This window comes from Parapedomonas caeni, from assembly GCF_041060555.1.
Lineage (GTDB): Bacteria > Pseudomonadota > Alphaproteobacteria > Sphingomonadales > Sphingomonadaceae > CAUJIW01.
Map to the genome: position 1 here is coordinate 31,889 of NZ_JBEUDS010000014.1, position 16,645 is coordinate 48,533.

Sequence of the window (16,645 nt, forward strand, 5' to 3'; positions counted from 1 at the left end):
GCCAGGATAGTCAGGGCGATGGTGCGGACACCCCGATGCCGGCAAGGCCAGAGGTGACGCGCCAGCCGCCCCCGCTGACAGGGAAGCTGAGCAAAACATGTCCCAGATCAACTCGACCTCGCAGCCTCTCAAGCCGCGTGACTTCGCCGACCCGCGCATTCCCGACCGCGATGTCTGCGTCCTGCGCTATCTGCTCGACCGCTGGGCCGGCGCACAGCCGGACAAGACCCACCTGGTGTTCGAGGACGGCGAATGCTGGAGTTTCGCCGAGACCCGCCGACGCACCATCGCCAAGGCCGTCGGCCTGCAGAAACTCGGCGTGCGTCAGGGCGACCATGTGGCGGTCTGGCTCCCCAATGGCCGCGACGCCATTCTGGCCTTCTACGCGATCAATTATCTCGGCGCGGTTTTCGTACCCTTCAACACCGCCTATCGCGGCAATCTGCTCGCTCACGTGCTGACCAATTCCGGCGCCCGGCTGATCATCGCCCACCCGGATCTGGTCGGACGGCTGCACGAGGTCGAGCGCGGCGAACTGGAGACACTGGTCGTCACCGGCGCGCAAGGTGCCGGCCTCCCCGACATCGACCTCGCCGTGGCGCACTTCGGCGATCTGGACGGCGACGAAAGCGACCTGGCGCCACTGGAGCGGCCGATCGACCCCTGGGACATCCAGTCGATCATCTACACCTCGGGCACGACCGGACCTTCCAAGGGGGTGCTGTCATCCTATCTGCACATGTATTCCAACGCCGGCCCCGAAACCTGGACCATGGTCGGCGCCGATGATCGCTATCTCTGCGTCGCGCCGATATTCCATATTGGCGGCATGGGCCCGCCGTTCGTCATGCTGGCGCGCGGCGCCTCCGTCGCCGTCGTCGAGCAGTTCACCACCGACCGCTTCTGGGAGATCGCCCGCACGACCGGGTGCACGGTGGTGTTTCTGCTGGGCGTGATGGCGACCTTCCTGATGAAGCGCCCGCCGTTGCCCGAGGACCGGGATCACAAGGTGCGGCTGGCATTCATGGTGCCGCTCACCGATGACGCGCCTGCCTTCACGGCCCGCTTCGGTATCGACGTCTACACGATTTTCAACATGACCGAGATTTCCTCGCCAATCGTTTCCGAGGCCAACCCCACCAAGCGCGGCACCTGCGGCCGGGTACGCCCCGGGGTCGAGGTGCGCCTGGTCGATGAGCGGGACTGCGAGGTGCCGGTGGGCGCAATCGGTGAAATGCTGGTGCGGACCGACCGCCCGTGGGCGATGAACAGCGGCTACAACCGCAATCCGGAAGCCACCGCCAAGGCCTGGGCCAATGGCTGGTTCCACACCGGCGACGCCTTCCGGCGTGATGCCGACGGCTATTATTACTTCGTCGATCGTGTGAAGGACGCAATCCGCCGGCGTGGCGAGAATATCTCGTCGTTCGAGGTCGAGGTCGAGGTCTGCGCGCACCCGCATGTGCGCGAGGCCGCCGCCATCGCCGTGCCAAGCGAATATTCCGAAGACGAGGTGATGGTGATTGTCGCGCCCGTGCCCGGCGCCACCATCGACCCCGCCGAGCTCGCGACCTTCCTGATCAAGCGCATGCCCTACTTCATGGTGCCGCGTTACATCCGGCTGATGGACGAGCTGCCCAAGACGCCGTCGGCCAAGATCATGAAAGCCGAGCTGCGCCGCGACGGCGTGACCGCGGACACCTGGGACCGGGAGAGCGCCGGCATGCGCATCCGGCGCGAGACCCTGACGAGCTAGGCGGCACCAGAGGCTGGCAGGAGCACATTGACAACTATTACTACTAATGAGTAGTTATTTTAAATTATTGGTACAAACCCGCGCCATCGGGACGATCGCCCGTCCTGCCGGAGTGGCGCCAGACTTTCAGGGGAGCATGTGACCGTGGAGAAAATCACCGACCGTCCGATCGACAAGGCCCAGGTTGACCTTGCCCTGCTGCGTAGCGGTGTCGATCAGGCGAATATTCCCTCCCTGCTGATGTGCCTGGTGCAGATGACGGGCGATATGAAATGGCTGGATGCCCCTTACACACCGCGCCGCGGAGTTGGCCTTGATGACAATGATTCCGCCGGCCTGCCCGAGGACGTGCAGCAGGAAATCCGCGATGCCGCCTTCGCGGCCGTGACCGCCTGGCTCGATGGCCAGCCCCTGGCCATGCCGCGGCCGAGCAACCAGCAGCTTGCCGCGATGCTGACGGCCGCCATGGCCGAGCCTGTGCCGGAAGAATATGGCGAGGTCATCGCCGCCACCATGAAGCTGGACGAGCCGGCCGCGCCGCCGGCGGTGAAGCGGCCCCTGAGCGCGATCATCATCGGTGCCGGGGTGTCGGGCATCTGTGCCGCCATCCGCCTGAAGGAAATCGGCATTCCCTGCCAGATTTTCGAGAAGAATGACGAAATCGGCGGCACCTGGTGGGAAAACCGCTATCCGGGCTGCGGCGTCGACACCCCAAACCTCACCTACACCTTCTCGTTTCGCAGCACCGACTGGTCGCACTATTTCCCGCTGCGCGAGGAAATATCCCGCTACCTGATCGACACCGCGCGCGAATATGGCCTGTACGATCTGGTGCGCTTCCGGACCACGGTGAAGAAGGCGCGATGGCAGAGCGACACCAATCAGTGGCAAGTGACCGTCATCAACGCCGATGGTGTTGAGGAAGTCCACTACGCCGATGTGGTGTTCAGCGCCGTCGGCATTCTCAACATGCCGCTGGTGCCGCAAATCGACGGGCTTCAGTCATTCAAGGGTCGTGTGATCCATACCGCCGACTGGCCGGAGGATGTCGATCTCACCGGCAAGCGCGTCGCGGTGGTCGGCAACGGCGCCTCCGCCATGCAGGTGGTGCCGGCCATCGCTGACCAGGTGGCCAGCCTGACGATCTTCGCCCGTTCCAAGCAGTGGGCCGCCCCCTTCCCGCAGTTCCGCAAGGAAGTGCCCAGGGGCGTGCGTTACCTGATCCAGGTGCTGCCGCTCTACCGCGCCTGGTACGAGCAGCGCCTGTCGTGGACGTTCAACGACCGCGTTCATGGCACGCTGTTCCGTGACCCCGACTGGAAGGAACCGGCCCGCTCGGTCAATGCCATCAACGATGGCCACCGCCAGCACTTCACCCGCTACGTCATCGAGCAGCTGGGTGATCGCCAGGATCTGCTCGAACATGTACTGCCTGACTTCCCGCCGTTCGCCAAGCGCATGTTGCTGGACAACGGCTGGTACAAGACCCTGCGCCGGGACAATGTCCGTCTGGTGCCGCACCGGCTGGCCCGCATTGAGGGCTCGACCCTGACCAGCGCCAACGGCGAGACCATCGAGGCGGATGTGCTCATCCTCGCTACCGGCTTCCAGGCCGCCAACGTGCTGGGTTCCTACGAGGTGGTCGGTCGCGACGGCCGGGTGCTGAAGGAATTCTGGGGCCAGGACAATGCGGCCGCCTATCTGGGCACGGTGGTGCCGGGCTTCCCCAATTTCTTCATCCTGCTCGGCCCCAACGTCGGTGCCGGGCACGGCGGCAGCATGATCCGGTCGATCGAGAATCAGACCCATTATGCGCTGCAGATCCTGCAGACGATGCTGGACCACGACGCCGCGGCGGTGGAAGTGCGGGAACAGACCTACAACGACTATGTGGCCAAGGTCGACGCGGCGCATGAAAAACTGGTCTGGACCCATCCGGGCACCGAGAACTGGTATCGCAACGCGCAGGGCCGCGTCATCGCCATTACGCCGTGGCGCAACGACGCCTTCTGGCGCATGACCCGCAAGGCCCAACCCGGGGATTTCCAGTTCATTCCCGCGACCGCGCCGACCGAGCAGGAGCCCGCCACGCCGCCGGCGGCTGCCTCGGCCTGACCACGGCTACGGCCGGACGCACTCCAGCACCGACGCCTGCCGGACCATGTGCCGGCGGCGGCCGTCGCGCGGGCCGGTCTGCACCGCGCGCATCCGGCTGGACGACACGGTGATGCGGGCGGAACGCGTGGTCATCCCGCTGGAGCCCGACATGGCGGTGCAGGCCCAGATGGGGCTGGCCGATCGCTATGGGCGAGCCGGGTTGTATGAGCAGGCCGCGATCTGGCTCAATCGCGCCGCGCATGATCATATGGTCTATTCAGCGACATATCGATCCGCGGCGGCTGGCCTTGCGGAAAGCGCCCGCATCTCGGCATCACCCGACCCCACCAGGCAAGCTATGCCGCGCGCCCAGTTTCTGCTGGCGCTGCATTACGCCTTTGGGTGTGGCGTCAAGCAGGACTTGGAGAAGGCGTACAACTGGTTGTCGGTGTCTATCGCGCGCGGCTTCCAGCCAGCGGGTGGATGGCCGGTGGTCCACCGCTATTTCACGCCGGACGATCAGGTGGCGGGCATGTTTAAGCTGGAGCGCATATCCTGCGGCCAGCTATGGTCCTTTGCCCCCAACCTTTAGGAGCAGACGCTATGAGCATCCATGAACCCGATCTGGCCGATCTTCCCGAGGATTTCAGTGGCGAGTTCCTCTACGAGCTGAGGCCGCATGTGGCGAGCTTTGAACCCCGTGCGATCGACCTGGCGCCGTGGCCGGGGCGGGAGACGCGGTTTTTGTCACTGTTGGGGCGCGATTCTCAGGAAGAGTCCCTGGCGGGCGAATTCATTCCCCCGGTGCGGTTGCGATCCAACCGGACCATGGATGAATTTTCTTATCCCTTTGACTTCTGGGGCGGGTGGAACCGGCCCAACATTGTCTCCGAGGCGTTCAAGACCCTGCTGTCGTCTTTCGTCACCGACAAGATCGAGTTTTTCCCGGTGACGTTGCACATCCCGGCCCGCCCGGACGACGGTTCGCCGGATGATGGTTCGGGCGAGCACCTGGAGGGTTACTGGTGGGTGCACCACTGGAACCGCCTCGACATTTACGACATCGAGCGCTCGGTCTCGGACTTTCGCTGGAGCATCGACGGGAAACGGAAGGTTTGGGGTAGATGGCAGCGACTTTGCCTGACCGTGCCGTCGGTCAGTGACCACCTGTTCGGCATTCTAGGTCTTGGGGGGCGCCGTTTCATTTCACCGCAGCTGCGGGATGCCATCGTTGCCTCGGGGCTGGCCGTCCCTGTTTTCGAGACGCCGCTGGTACCGGCATCGCAAAGAGAGCATCGCGCCGCTTTCGAGGCGCTGAAAAAGCCCTACGGCGCCTGAACCCCGCATCAGCCGAGCACGCCCCTTCGGCGAGCGCGAAGCGCGGAAGGCGGCAAGCGCCCGCCGCCACTACATCTGTTCGTCAGGGTGATCCTTATGGGGCTGGAGCCAGAGTTCGTGGGCATCAATCCTCAACTTCAGCAACGCGACGTTGGCGTCGATGCGCGCCTGCAATTCGGCTCGGGCCAGCTCCTGCTGCTGGCGACGAAGAGTCAGCAGATCGGCGAGATCAATGTCGCCCAGCGCGTAGCCCCGACGCGTGCGGACAAATGCACGCTCGCCGGCGTCAAGCGCCTGCCGCGCGTGTTGCCAGGCACTGAAACTGCTTTCCACCTCGGCGATGTCGCGCTCCGCAACACCCTCGATCTCCCGACGTGTCATCTCCAGATCAACGACGGCAGCGCTGGCCTCGGCGAGGGCGCGGTCCGCCAGCGCCCGACGGTGAGGGCCGCCCAGCGGTACTGACAAGAATAACCCCACACCATTTTCCGCGCCCCCCCGCTCCGAAAAGACGCGCACGCCGACACTGGGGTCCGCCCACCGATCAAGCGCCTGCCTCCTTGCAAGCACCGCCTGACGTTCCGCCTCGGCCTCGGCGAAGTGCAACTCATGACTGCGGGCGACGATGACGTCGAACCACGCCGACAATCCCCGCTCCGGCAGTGCCGGATCTTTCGGGCGTGGCGCGTCCTTCGGGAGCGACAGACCCGGAAATTCGCGTGTCAGCGCCATACGTGCGACGTGCGCCTGACCGGCCGATCGCACCGCCGCGGTACGCGCCAGCGCCAATCCGGCCCCAATGCGGTCGAGATCGAGCGGCGCGGCATCCCTGAGGGCGACACGGCGCGCCATCGCGGCCTGTTCCTGCTCCCAGGCGCGCACATCTTCAGCATCCAGATGCGCGTGCGCTTCCGCGCCGACCCACGCCATCCAGACATCGGCAAGCTTCAGCGCGGTCTGGTGGCGGGCGTCATCAAGCGCATTCTCCTGCGCCGTGATGCCGAGTACCCCAGCCCGTCGATCGAGACCGGCTTTGCCGGGCAGCCTGAAGGCGCGCGAGATCGAACCCTCCCACTCGTCGTAACGTCGGTCTCCTTCGATGTCACGGCGGGTATAGCCGGCAGCGGCGACGAACTCGTGGTCACCGGCGGCCAGACGGCGGGCATCGGCCGTGGCCGCGCGCAACGCCGCCTCGGCCCGCGCCACCAGCGGATGGTCGTTGATCGAGCGCGCCGCCAGTTCAGGCGCCGGCAGGAATTCCTGCGCCGACGCCGGCGGTGGCATCAGGGAAAGAAAGACAAGGCAGGGCAGAAGCACGCGCATCACAACCGTCCAAATTCGGAAATGGGTTCCACCCACCAGGTGCCGTGGGCAAAGCGCAGGGTGGCGCGCACCTGGTCGATCACCGCCGTCACCCGGTCGGGCGGCAATATGGTGATCAGCATGACACGCGCGGTGCGACCACGTACCCGCTCGCCCACCGTGGCGGTATCGAAGCGGGTGCCGTGCCCATCCACCCGGTGGGTGGTGAACCCACTCAGCGGTGGCTCCAGGTCGAGCAGGGCTTCCACCAGCATCTCGTCGACCTCGGTGGGATAGACCAGGGTCAGCTTGACGAGCGGGGTCGTCATGCGGCGTCTCCTTGCTGGAGGGGCGACGCGCGGTCGGCGGGATCGATGCCGAAGGCGCGATAGAGGATCGGCAGCAGGATCAGCGTCAGCGCCGTCGAGCTGACCAGACCGCCGATGACGACGATGGCCAGCGGCTTCTGGATTTCCGATCCCGGCCCGCTGGCGAACAGCAGCGGGATCAGGCCGAAGGCGGTGATGCTGGCGGTCATCAGCACCGGCCGCAGCCGGCGGATGGCGCCCTCGAACACCACGGTGTCAAGGTCGTCGCCGGCGTCGCGTCGCTGGTTGAAATGGGTCACCAGCACCAGGCCGTTGAGCACCGCGATGCCCAGCAACGCGATGAAGCCGACCGAGGCCGGCACCGAGAGATACTGGCCGGAAATCCACAGGGCGAGAATGCCCCCCACCAGCGCGAACGGCACGTTGGCGAGGATCAGCAGCGACTGGCGCACCGAGCGCAGGGTGGCGAACAGCACGAAGAAGATCATCGTCAGCGCCACCGGCACGACGACGGCCAGCCGGGCGGCCGCGCGCCGCTGATTCTCGAACTGGCCACCCCAGACGATGCGGTAGCCCGCCGGCAGCGGCACCCTGGCGGCGACGGCGGCCTGGGCTTCCTCGACGAAGCCGACGAGGTCGCGGCCAGATACATAGGCCTGCACGACGGCGAAGCGGGAGGCGTTCTCGCGATCGATTTTCACCGCCCCTTCCGGCTGGCTGATGCGGGCGATGTCGGCCACCTGCACGCTGCCGCCATCGGGCGTCGGGATTTCCAGCCGCGAGAACCAGTCGGGGTCGGTACGCATCCGGTCCTCGCCGCGAATGACGATGGCGGTGCGCCGACCCGGCTCGACGATCATGCCGGCCTGCGTGCCTTCCAGCCGCGCCCGCAACTCCTCCTGCACGGTGTCGATGCTCAGGCCGACCCGGCCGGCGGCCAGCCGGTCGATCTCGAACGACAGATATTGCACATTGTCATTGGCCAGCGTGTATACCTCGTTGGCGCCCGGCACGGCGGCGATGGCCGTCTGCACCTTGCCGGCCAGATCGCCCAGCGTGGCGAGGTCGGGGCCGAAAATCTTCACCGCGAGGTCACCCCGGCTGCCGGTGAGCATTTCCGACACCCGCATCTCGATAGGCTGGGTGAAGGCGTAATCGATGCCCGGGAAGCCCGCCATCACGGCGCGGATGCGCTCGATCAGCCACTCCTTGTCGGGCACCCGCCAGTCCTCCTTGGGCTTGAGCACCAGGAAGCCGTCGGTCTCGTTGAGGCCCATGGGATCAAGGCCCAGCTCGTCGGAGCCGACGCGGGCGACCACGCCGGTGACTTCCGGCACCTGGCGCATCAGCGCGCGACTGACCGCGAGGTCGCCCTCGACGCTGCGGTCGAGCGAGATGGATGGCAGCTTGTTGAGCTGCAGCAGCACCGCGCCTTCGTCCATGGTCGGCATGAAGGTCTTGCCCACCGCGAGATAGGCGCCGACCGCCACCGCCAGTGCCACGCCGGCCGAGACGTACACCGGCATCACATGGTCGAGCGCCCAGCGCAGCGCGGCGCGGTAGCGTGGCAGCAGCTGGCGCATCAGCCAGGCCTCGCCATGGGTGCCGGGCTTGAGCAGCATGGAGGACAACACCGGGATCAGGGTCAGCGACAGCAGCAGCGAGCCCGCCAGCGCGAAAATGATGGTCAGCGCCACCGGCCCGAACATCTTGCCCTCTAGCCCCTGCAGCGACAGCAGCGGCAGGAACACCAGGGCAATGATGAGGATGCCCGAGGTCACCGGCGTCGCCACCTCGCTGGCGGCCCGATAGACGCGGTGCAGCATCGGCACCCGGGCGCCGTCGCCATGATGCCCCAACCGTTCGACGGCGTTTTCCACGACCACCACCGCGCCATCGACCAGCATGCCGATGGCAATGGCAAGGCCGCCCAGGCTCATCAGGTTGGCGGTCAGGCCGGCCCAGCGCATCATCAGGAACGTCAGCAGTGCCGCGAAGGGCAGCGACACCGCCACCACCAAGGCGGCCCGCAGGTTGCCGAGGAACAGCACCAGCAACACCACCACCAGCACCGTCGCCTCGACGAGCGCCTTCTCCACCGTCTTGACGGCGCGGCTGATGAGGTCGGAGCGGTCGTAGAACACGCCGATGCGTACGCCGGCGGGCAGACTGGGTTTCAGCTCCTCCAGCCGGGCCTCGACTCCCTTCACCACGGCGCTGGCGTCGGCGCCGCGCATGGCGATGACGATGCCTTCCACCGCCTCGCCCTTGCCGTCATGGGTGACGGCGCCGTAGCGGGTCAGGCTGCCGGTGGCGACGGCAGCGACATCGCCGAGCCGGATACGGCCCTGGGCGTCGTCGCGCACGATGGTGGCGGCAAGATCGTCAGCACCCTGCATGGCGCCCACCGCCCGCACCACCAGTGCTTCCTCGCCCTGGATCAGGCGGCCGGCGCCGTCGTTGCGGTTGTTGCGCTCGATCGCCTCGCGCAGGTCGGCGATGCCGAGCCCGGCGGCGGCCAGTGCGGCGGTGTCGGGCACGACGTCGAAGGTCTTTACCCGCCCCCCCAGCGTGTTGACGTCAGCCACTCCCGGCACGGTGCGCAGCACTGGCCGGATGGTCCAGTCAAGCAGGGTGCGTCGTTCCTCCAGACTGAGGTTGCCGCCCTCGATGGTGAACATGAACACGTCGGACAGCGGTGTCGAAATCGGCGCCAGCCCGCCACCCAGGCCCTCGGGCAGCGAGTCACGCACGGCGGCCAGACGCTCCGCGACCTGGGCGCGGGCCCAGAACACGTCGGTGCCGTCCTCGAAATCGAGCGTCAGGTCGGCGATGGCATATTTGGCCGCCGCGCGCAGCATGGTCTGCCGGGGGATGCCGAGCAGTTCCATCTCCAGCGGCGTGATGACACGCGCCTCCACTTCCTCCGGCGTCATGCCCGGGGCCTTGAGGATGATCTTGACCTGCGTCGGCGAAATGTCGGGGAAGGCGTCGATCGGCAGCTTCCAGAAGGCATAGCCGCCAAAGCCCGCCGCGACCACCGCCAGCACCAGTACCAGCAGCCGCTGCGACAGCGAGAACTCGATGAGACGTTGCAGCATGGCCGTCAGTCCTGCGTCGCCAGGGCCTTGAGCTCGGAGAGCCCGGCCACCGCGATCGCCTCGCCCGGCTTCAGCGCGCCGCTGACCGCTGCTGTCCGTTCGCCGCGCCCCGACACCTGCACCGGCACGGGCTCGAAGCCGCCGCCACGGGCAACGAACACCATGTCGCGCGCCGCCAGCCGCACCACGGCGCTCAACGGGACCGACAGGACGTCCGGCCGGGCCGGGGCGAGCACGGTCATCGCCACCGCGCGGCCGGTGAGCAGACCGGCGGTGCCGGGAATTTCCGCCCGCAGCACCACCGCGCGGCTGCGCGGATCGACGGCGCTGCCCACTGCCAGCACCTTGCCGCGCACATTACCCACGCTCACCACCATGCCGGGGCGCACCCGGCCGGCATCGGCGGCCGGCAATCTGGCCTCCAGCCACAATCGCTCGGTGCGCTCGACAACAAAGGCGCTGGCCATCGCCTCGACCCCGCTGCCGACGCTGACATCGACGCGGGCGACCCGACCGGCGATCGGTGCAGCGAGCCGGTAGGTGCCGGGCTGGCCGGCCACGGGGCGCGCCACCGTCATCAGGCGCTGCTGCTCGGCTTCCATGGCCCGGGCGGCGGCCAGTCGCGCCTGGGCCTCTTCCAGCCGGGCGGCGGCGGCGATGCCTTCCTGCACCAGCTGGCCGACGCGCCTGGCGTTGGCGGCGGCGGCGATGCGCTCGGCGCGGGCCTGGGTCAGGGCAGCCTCGCTGGCCAGCATGTCGCGGCTGAACAGGGTGGCCAGCGGCTGGCCGGCGCGCACGCTCTGGCCTTCCAGCGCCTCGATACTGGCGACAGTGCCGGCGAACGGCGCGGCAACCGCGACGCGGGCATTGGCCGGTGCCGTGACCACGGCGGCCAGCACGACGACGGGAGACTCGCCACCAGCGACGATGGCCTGGGTGCGGATGCCGATATTCTTCTGCTGGGTGGCGGTCAGCTTGATCGGTGCCGCCTCGACACGCGGCGCCAACAACGTGTTGGTCAGCAGCGTGGCCAGCAGGGCGGCCACGGCGGTGGACGGCAGGAGGCGGGTAAGGCGAGGCATGGGCATTCCAGACGTTGCCTGAGGATGGCCGCTTATGCTTGATGTCGCTGTCGCCATCCTGACGCCAAGCTGAACGCTGGCTGACAGCGGCCGGACGGTGGTGCCTGTCAGCCGTCATTCAGCTTGGCGGCCTATAGAGCGCAGAACCCTTGTAGAGCCCAAAACCCCTGGGAGTTTCATCATTCGCATTCTGGTCGTCGAGGATGATGCCGACATCGCCAAGCGGCTGGCCGACGGGCTGGCGGGGCATGGCTTTGCCGCCGAGGTCGCGCTCGATGGCGAGGACGGCTACGCGCTGGGCCGGCGCGACGACTTTGACGCCGCCATTCTCGATCTCGGTCTGCCCGGTATGCAGGGGCTCGACGTGCTGCGCCGCTGGCGCAAGGCCGGTAGCGAGATGCCGGTACTGATCCTCACCGCCCGTGGCAGCTGGACCGAGAAGGTCGAAGGGCTGAACGCCGGCGCCGATGACTACATCACCAAGCCGTTTCATGTGCCGGAGATCGCCGCCCGGCTGCGCGCGCTGCTGCGGCGGGCCTCCGGCACTGCCTCGCCGGTGCTGCGCCACGGCGACATCGAGCTTGATCCGGCCTCCGGCAGCGTGCGGCAGGCCGGGCAGCCGGTTGACCTCACGGCGCAGGAGTTCCGCCTGCTCAATTACTTCATGCACCGTCAGGGGCGGGTGATCTCCCAGGCGGAACTGCTCGACCATCTCTATACGCTGGACGAGGAGCGCGATTCCAACACCATCGAGGTCTATGTCGGGCGGCTGCGTCGCAAGCTCGGCCGCGATGTCATCAAGACCCTGCGCGGGCTGGGGTATCGACTGGGATGAAGCGCGTGATCCTGCATAGCCTCAAGACCCGGCTGATCGCCGGCGCGGTGCTGTGGATCAGCCTCGGCGCGCTGTTGGCTGGCTTTTCCATTTCCGCGCTGTTTCGTGAGCATGTGGTGGAGCTGGTGGATGCGGAGCTGTCAGGCCACCTGGTCGAGCTGATCTCGCTGCTGGAGGTGAAAGAAGGGCGAGTTGGTATCCATCGCCGGCTCAGCGATCCGCGCTTCCAGCAGCAGGGCACCGGCTTCTACTGGCAGGTGAGCCAGGCGGGAAAGGTCGTGCTCACCTCGCCGTCGGTGGTCGAGCACCTGCTGCCCGTCACGCGCAATCCGCCGGCGGCGGGAATGACGCGCCGCCAGGTGCTGGCCAGCGCCCATGGCGAGGTGATCGTCTATGATCGCACGGTCTCGCTCGCTGGCGCGCCGCCGGTGCGGGTGCAGATCGGCGCCGATCTGCTGTTCGTCGATGGCGTGCTGGCGCATTTCAACCGTGCGCTGGTGATCTCGCTGGGATTGCTGGCGCTGGCACTGGTGGCGGCGGCGGTGCTGCAGGTGGCATTCGGCCTGCAGCCGATGAACAGCCTGCGCCGGGCGCTGGCGGCGATCAAGAGCGGTCAGGCGACCCGACTGCCGCGCAGCTTTCCGGCCGAGGTGCAGCCGCTGGTCGACGATCTCAACGGCCTTATCGACGCCAACGCCCAGATGGTAGCGCGTGCCCGCGCCCAGGCTGGCAACCTGGCGCACGGCTTGAAGACGCCGCTGGCGGTGCTGGTGGACGAGGCGCACCGGCTGTCCACTCGTGGCGCGGACGAGGCGGCGCAGGTGATCATCCAGCAGTGCCAGCGGATGCAGCGGCAGATCGATTACCAGATCGCCCGCGCCCGTGCCGCCGCCTCGCGTTCGGTGCCGGGCGTGGTGGCGCCGGTGGACGCCACGGTGCAGGCGATCGTCAGTGCCCTGAAGCGGCTCTACAGCGAGCGGGGGATCGCCTTCACCATCGACGTCGCACCCGACAGCCGCGTGGTCTGCGACCCGCTGGACCTGAACGAGATTCTCGCCAACCTGATCGACAACGCCTGTAAGTGGGCGACCCGGGCGGTGGCGGTACAGGCGACGCTCGACCCCGACGGCGCGCATGTGATCATCCATGTCGACGACGACGGGCCTGGCCTGCCGCCGGAGGCGGTAGAAGTGGTGTTCCAGATCGGCGAACGGCTGGACGAACGGGTGCCGGGTGCCGGCCTGGGACTCTCGATCGTGCGTGATCTTGTGCAGCTCTACGGCGGTGAAATCCATCTCGCCGCCTCGCCCCTCGGCGGCCTGCGCGCGGGGGTCAGGCTGCCAGCGCCGCGCCCGTCGCCGGACATGTCATGACGCCGCCAGTATTGATCGTCAATTACCTATTGACGCGCGGCATTTTCCGTGAGACAGTGCGACCATCCTCGGCGCTCGCGACGCGGGGGTGAACCGGCGGGTGGGTGGTCCCTCAAAGGGCCTCCTGATCCGCACCGACCTGGCGCGGGTGTCCCGGTGAACAAGCCGAGGCCTCGCAGAAAGATCGGCACAGGTGCCAGACGCGGTCCGGTCCGTCGCCCCACGCTGGACCAACGACCCCGGTCGCCGGCACCGACCAAAACTCGATGTACCGACAGCCTTCCGTCGCCAACGCCGCGGAACCTGTCATCGAGTCCCGGGCACGAAGGGTGGCAACCCCGCGCCGGTCGGTCGTTCCTGTGTGTTGCTGGCGCGTGCGTGTGTTGTCGGGTCTGCTGGACCTGTGTTGTGCGTACCCTCACCCCGCCCGGCAACGCCGGCGCGGGCGCTGCCTGCCGGGCGGCTGTCATTCCCCCCCCTGCCCCCGGCCCGCAAGAAGCCGCGTGCGGACATGAAAAAGGGCGTGCGGACAGGGGAGTGTTCCCCCGTCCTGCACGCCCGGATTCAGGCCGCCGACTGATGGAAGGCCGGCCAGGCGCCGGAGTGGCCGCGTCGCCGCAGCCACCCCGGACGCACGGCGCTTAGAACTTCACGCCGGCGGTGAGGCCGACACGACGCTTCTCGCCGAGATAGATCTCGGGCACGCTGAACGTGAACGGCACGCCGGAGCGCGGCTGGGCAATGGCGTTGCCCACATAGGTCTTGTTGAACAGGTTGTTGGCCCACAGCGCGATGCTGTAGCGGTCGCTTTCCAGTGCCACACGCACGTTGGTCAGCGTCCGCTCGCCAAACTCGCCGGTGTTGATCAGGTTGTAGTAGGTCGGCCCGGTATAGCTGACATCCACACGGCCCATCAGGTGCCAGTCGTCATTGAGCGGCACATCGGCGATGGCATGCAGGTTCCACTGCAGCTTGACCGAACGGGCCGGCCGCTTGCCTTCCAGCGACGGCAGGGCACGGACGGTACCGTTGGGCAGCGTCACCAGCACGATGTCCGGGCAGCCCGGTGCCGCGGTGGCGGTCTCGCCGGAACCGATCACGCACTGGGTAACGATGGAGCCGTCATAGGCGCCGGCCTTGAACTTGGGATCCGAGTAGACCACGCTGCCGCCGAAGCTGAAGATGTCGGTGGCACGGAACCGGGTCTGGATCTCGAAGCCGTCAGTCTTGATGTTGCCGGCATTGCGGACGATGCGCACCGGGTTGACCGCTGTCGGGTTCTGGGTGAACGCCGACACCTGGGCATTGGTCCAGTCGACATGGAACACCGAGGCGTTGATCAGCAGGCGACGGTCAAGCCACTCGGACTTGACGCCGAGTTCGTAGGTCCAGTTCTCCTCTTCGTCGTACGACACTTCGTCGGCGAGGATGCCGGTGGCGCTCACCGGATTGCCGGTGTTGAAGCCGCCCGAACGCACGCCCTTGGCGGCGGAGGCGAACAGGAACACGTCCGGCGTCACCTTGTAGTCGATGGTGAAGCGCGGCGTGAAACTGGTGAACTTGCGCTTGTACGGCGTGCCGTTGACCGGGAAATAGCCCTCGTCCGGCACATGGGTGCCGTCGATCGGCAGGTTCACGCCCGGCTGGCTCAGCGGGTTCGACACTGAATTGACCCGCGCGCGCTTGCGATCGACGTTGTAGCGACCTTCGGCGTTGACCCGCAGACCGCCGAAATCATAGCCCAGCGCCGCGAACATCGACGTGGTCTGGGTCTGCGCATCGGTGTAGCTGGAGAAGGTCTGACCATAGATCGGATCGCTGGCCAGATAGGGGTTGGCGGTGAAATCATAGGCGCCGGTACCGGTCGCGGCCGGCGTGGTGATCTGGCTGACCTGCACCAGACGCTCGTTGGCGGCAAGCTCCGAGGCATCGGTGGCGATGCCGATCGCGGTCAGCGGCACCTTCGACATGAAGTAGTTGGCGCCAAGCATCCACTGGAACGGCGAGTCGTTGTTCGACTGCAGGCGGAATTCCTGGCTGAAGGTCCGCACCCGCTCGCGGTTGGAGGTCAGCAGGTTGACCCGCACCAGACGCTCGTAAGCGCCGGCAGGGCTGCACGACGCGCCCAGGGTGCAGACACCGAACAGCGTGCCGCCCGAGGTGCCGTCATAGTCGTTGTAGGTCCAGTTTTCCGCGCCGGCAATGCCGCTGATGCTGGTGATCGCCACATCTTCACCCGACCAGTTCATCTTCAGCGACACCTGGCGGGTCTTGGCGGAGGTGCGCGGAATTTCCGGGGTGATGTCGGAAACCTTCTGCGCTTCCAACTCGCCGCAGTACTGCGTCTGCAGACCGGTGGCGGCATTGGTGGTACCGCAATTGAAGTTTGCCAGCGGCATCAGCGACACGGCCGACGGCTCGGTCTTGGAGCTAGTGATGAACGCGGCCAGGCGAGCCGAGAACTCCGGCGTCGGCGCGAATTCCAGCGACGCGGTGACAGCGTATTTCTCGGTACCGCCCAGGTTGTCACTGGTGTTGGCGGCGTTCTTGCCATAGCCGTCATAGGTCAGATAGCCGGCCGAAATGCGCGCCGTCAGGGTTTCGCTCAGCGGCGTCGAAATGGAACCGCGAATACGGAAATCCTCGTCGGTGCCGACGGTTGCCTGGACATTGCCCTCGAACTCGTTGGCGGCGCGGCGGGTCGAGATCGACATCGCGCCGGCAAAGGTCGAACGGCCGAACAGCGCGCTCTGCGGACCCTTGGCGATTTCGATCTGGCCGACATCGAGCACCGAGATCATGTCCAGCGTGTTGCGGCTGGTCTGGTAGATATCGTCAATGAACACGCCGACGTTGGCCTCGACGTTGAGATCGTTGGTGGTGTTGGCCGGCGACTGACCGCGGATGTAGATCATCTGCATGGTGCCGCCCGCGATCGAGGTGATCGCCACACCCGGCGTGGTGTTGGTGAGGTCGTTCAGGTTGCTGATGTTGCGATTGGCCAGATCTTCCGCCGTCATCGCCGTGATGGCGATCGGCACGTTCTGGATGCTTTCATCGCGACGGCGGGCGGTGACGACGATTTCGCCGAAGTCCACCGTATTCGAGCCGGATGCCGCGGTCGCGGTATCCTGCGCCAGCGCCACCTCACCAAAGCCGGTCACGGCGGTCGTCAGCGCGAGAATGGAAACACCCCATTTGCGCTTTTTATCGGTTGTGGTCATTTCGTCCCTGTCCCTTCCAGATGGTAAATGAGATTGTATCGAAGGGGTCTTTTCCTCTCGGCCGTATAAGCCGAATAGCCGCCCCCATGAATATCGATCCGCGTGCATGTTAAAACGCGGTGGCCTGACGCTGCCTCCAAGCTGTAATCTATCCGACACGCGATAGACCGATGTGCACGCCAGACGAGCCGATCCCGCGCCGCCGCGC

General features: G+C 66.6%; 12 protein-coding genes. 6 read left to right on the forward strand and 6 right to left on the reverse strand.

Annotation, left to right across the window (positions count from 1 at the left end; all coding sequences use genetic code 11):
- Nucleotides 1-97: 97 nt before the first annotated feature.
- Nucleotides 98-1,756, forward strand: a complete 1,659-nt coding sequence (locus ABU113_RS10655; RefSeq protein WP_454559497.1) for an AMP-binding protein — start codon at nt 98-100, stop codon at nt 1,754-1,756.
- A gap of 138 nt (nt 1,757-1,894) precedes the next feature.
- A complete protein-coding gene (locus ABU113_RS10660; protein WP_454559498.1) occupies nt 1,895-3,871 on the forward strand; it encodes a flavin-containing monooxygenase in 1,977 nt (658 codons plus the stop codon).
- Nucleotides 3,872-3,877: 6 nt separating this feature from the next.
- Here the strand turns inward: ABU113_RS10660 and ABU113_RS10665 are convergent, their stop codons facing one another.
- Entirely contained in the window at nt 3,878-4,006 is a 129-nt protein-coding gene (locus ABU113_RS10665) for a hypothetical protein (protein WP_454559499.1), read from the reverse strand.
- 16 nt (nt 4,007-4,022) lie between these two features.
- On the opposite strand from ABU113_RS10665, the gene ABU113_RS10670 reads away from it, so the two are divergent.
- Entirely contained in the window at nt 4,023-4,445 is a 423-nt protein-coding gene (locus ABU113_RS10670) for a hypothetical protein (RefSeq protein WP_454559500.1), read from the forward strand.
- Between the two features lie 11 nt (nt 4,446-4,456).
- The gene (locus ABU113_RS10675; protein ID WP_454559501.1) at nt 4,457-5,191 is read left to right on the forward strand and encodes an imm11 family protein; all 735 of its coding nucleotides are present in this window, start codon (nt 4,457-4,459) and stop codon (nt 5,189-5,191) included.
- Nucleotides 5,192-5,260: 69 nt separating this feature from the next.
- On the opposite strand, the gene ABU113_RS10680 is transcribed toward ABU113_RS10675, so the two are convergent.
- Genes ABU113_RS10680 through ABU113_RS10695 form a run of 4 tightly spaced genes read right to left on the reverse strand, consistent with a single transcriptional unit; the run spans nt 5,261 to nt 11,005 of the window.
- The gene (locus tag ABU113_RS10680; protein WP_454559502.1) at nt 5,261-6,514 is read right to left on the reverse strand and encodes a TolC family protein; all 1,254 of its coding nucleotides are present in this window, start codon (nt 6,512-6,514) and stop codon (nt 5,261-5,263) included.
- Nucleotides 6,514-6,822, reverse strand: coding sequence for a DUF3240 family protein (locus tag ABU113_RS10685; RefSeq protein WP_454559503.1), 309 nt, complete (start codon nt 6,820-6,822; stop codon nt 6,514-6,516). The genes ABU113_RS10680 and ABU113_RS10685 overlap by 1 nt, the downstream gene beginning before the upstream one ends.
- Nucleotides 6,819-9,923, reverse strand: coding sequence for an efflux RND transporter permease subunit (locus tag ABU113_RS10690; RefSeq protein ID WP_454559504.1), 3,105 nt, complete (start codon nt 9,921-9,923; stop codon nt 6,819-6,821). Before ABU113_RS10690 ends, ABU113_RS10685 begins: the two co-directional genes overlap by 4 nt.
- A gap of 5 nt (nt 9,924-9,928) precedes the next feature.
- A complete protein-coding gene (locus ABU113_RS10695; RefSeq protein WP_454559505.1) occupies nt 9,929-11,005 on the reverse strand; it encodes an efflux RND transporter periplasmic adaptor subunit in 1,077 nt (358 codons plus the stop codon).
- 181 nt (nt 11,006-11,186) lie between these two features.
- Here ABU113_RS10695 and ABU113_RS10700 point away from each other — a divergent pair, with 181 nt between their 5' ends.
- Both ABU113_RS10700 and ABU113_RS10705 read left to right on the forward strand, forming a co-directional pair.
- Entirely contained in the window at nt 11,187-11,840 is a 654-nt protein-coding gene (locus ABU113_RS10700) for a response regulator transcription factor (protein WP_454559554.1), read from the forward strand.
- Between the two features lie 5 nt (nt 11,841-11,845).
- Complete coding sequence (locus ABU113_RS10705) at nt 11,846-13,213, forward strand: ATP-binding protein (RefSeq protein WP_454559506.1); 1,368 nt, start codon at nt 11,846-11,848, stop codon at nt 13,211-13,213.
- A gap of 641 nt (nt 13,214-13,854) precedes the next feature.
- Here the strand turns inward: ABU113_RS10705 and ABU113_RS10710 are convergent.
- A complete protein-coding gene (locus ABU113_RS10710; protein ID WP_454559507.1) occupies nt 13,855-16,437 on the reverse strand; it encodes a TonB-dependent receptor in 2,583 nt (860 codons plus the stop codon).
- Nucleotides 16,438-16,645 lie beyond the last annotated feature (208 nt).

Bases quoted from the DNA above. Each gene is read 5' to 3' on its own strand.
- ABU113_RS10675 (WP_454559501.1), top strand. From the start codon at position 4,457: ATGAGCATCCATGAACCCGATCTGGCCGATCTTCCCGAGGATTTCAGT.
- ABU113_RS10670 (WP_454559500.1), top strand. From the start codon at position 4,023: ATGGCGGTGCAGGCCCAGATGGGGCTGGCCGATCGCTATGGGCGAGCC.
- ABU113_RS10680 (WP_454559502.1), bottom strand. From the start codon at position 6,514: ATGCGCGTGCTTCTGCCCTGCCTTGTCTTTCTTTCCCTGATGCCACCG.
- ABU113_RS10655 (WP_454559497.1), top strand. From the start codon at position 98: ATGTCCCAGATCAACTCGACCTCGCAGCCTCTCAAGCCGCGTGACTTC.
- ABU113_RS10695 (WP_454559505.1), bottom strand. From the start codon at position 11,005: ATGCCTCGCCTTACCCGCCTCCTGCCGTCCACCGCCGTGGCCGCCCTG.
- ABU113_RS10665 (WP_454559499.1), bottom strand. From the start codon at position 4,006: ATGACCACGCGTTCCGCCCGCATCACCGTGTCGTCCAGCCGGATGCGC.
- ABU113_RS10690 (WP_454559504.1), bottom strand. From the start codon at position 9,923: ATGCTGCAACGTCTCATCGAGTTCTCGCTGTCGCAGCGGCTGCTGGTA.
- ABU113_RS10710 (WP_454559507.1), bottom strand. From the start codon at position 16,437: ATGACCACAACCGATAAAAAGCGCAAATGGGGTGTTTCCATTCTCGCG.
- ABU113_RS10685 (WP_454559503.1), bottom strand. From the start codon at position 6,822: ATGACGACCCCGCTCGTCAAGCTGACCCTGGTCTATCCCACCGAGGTC.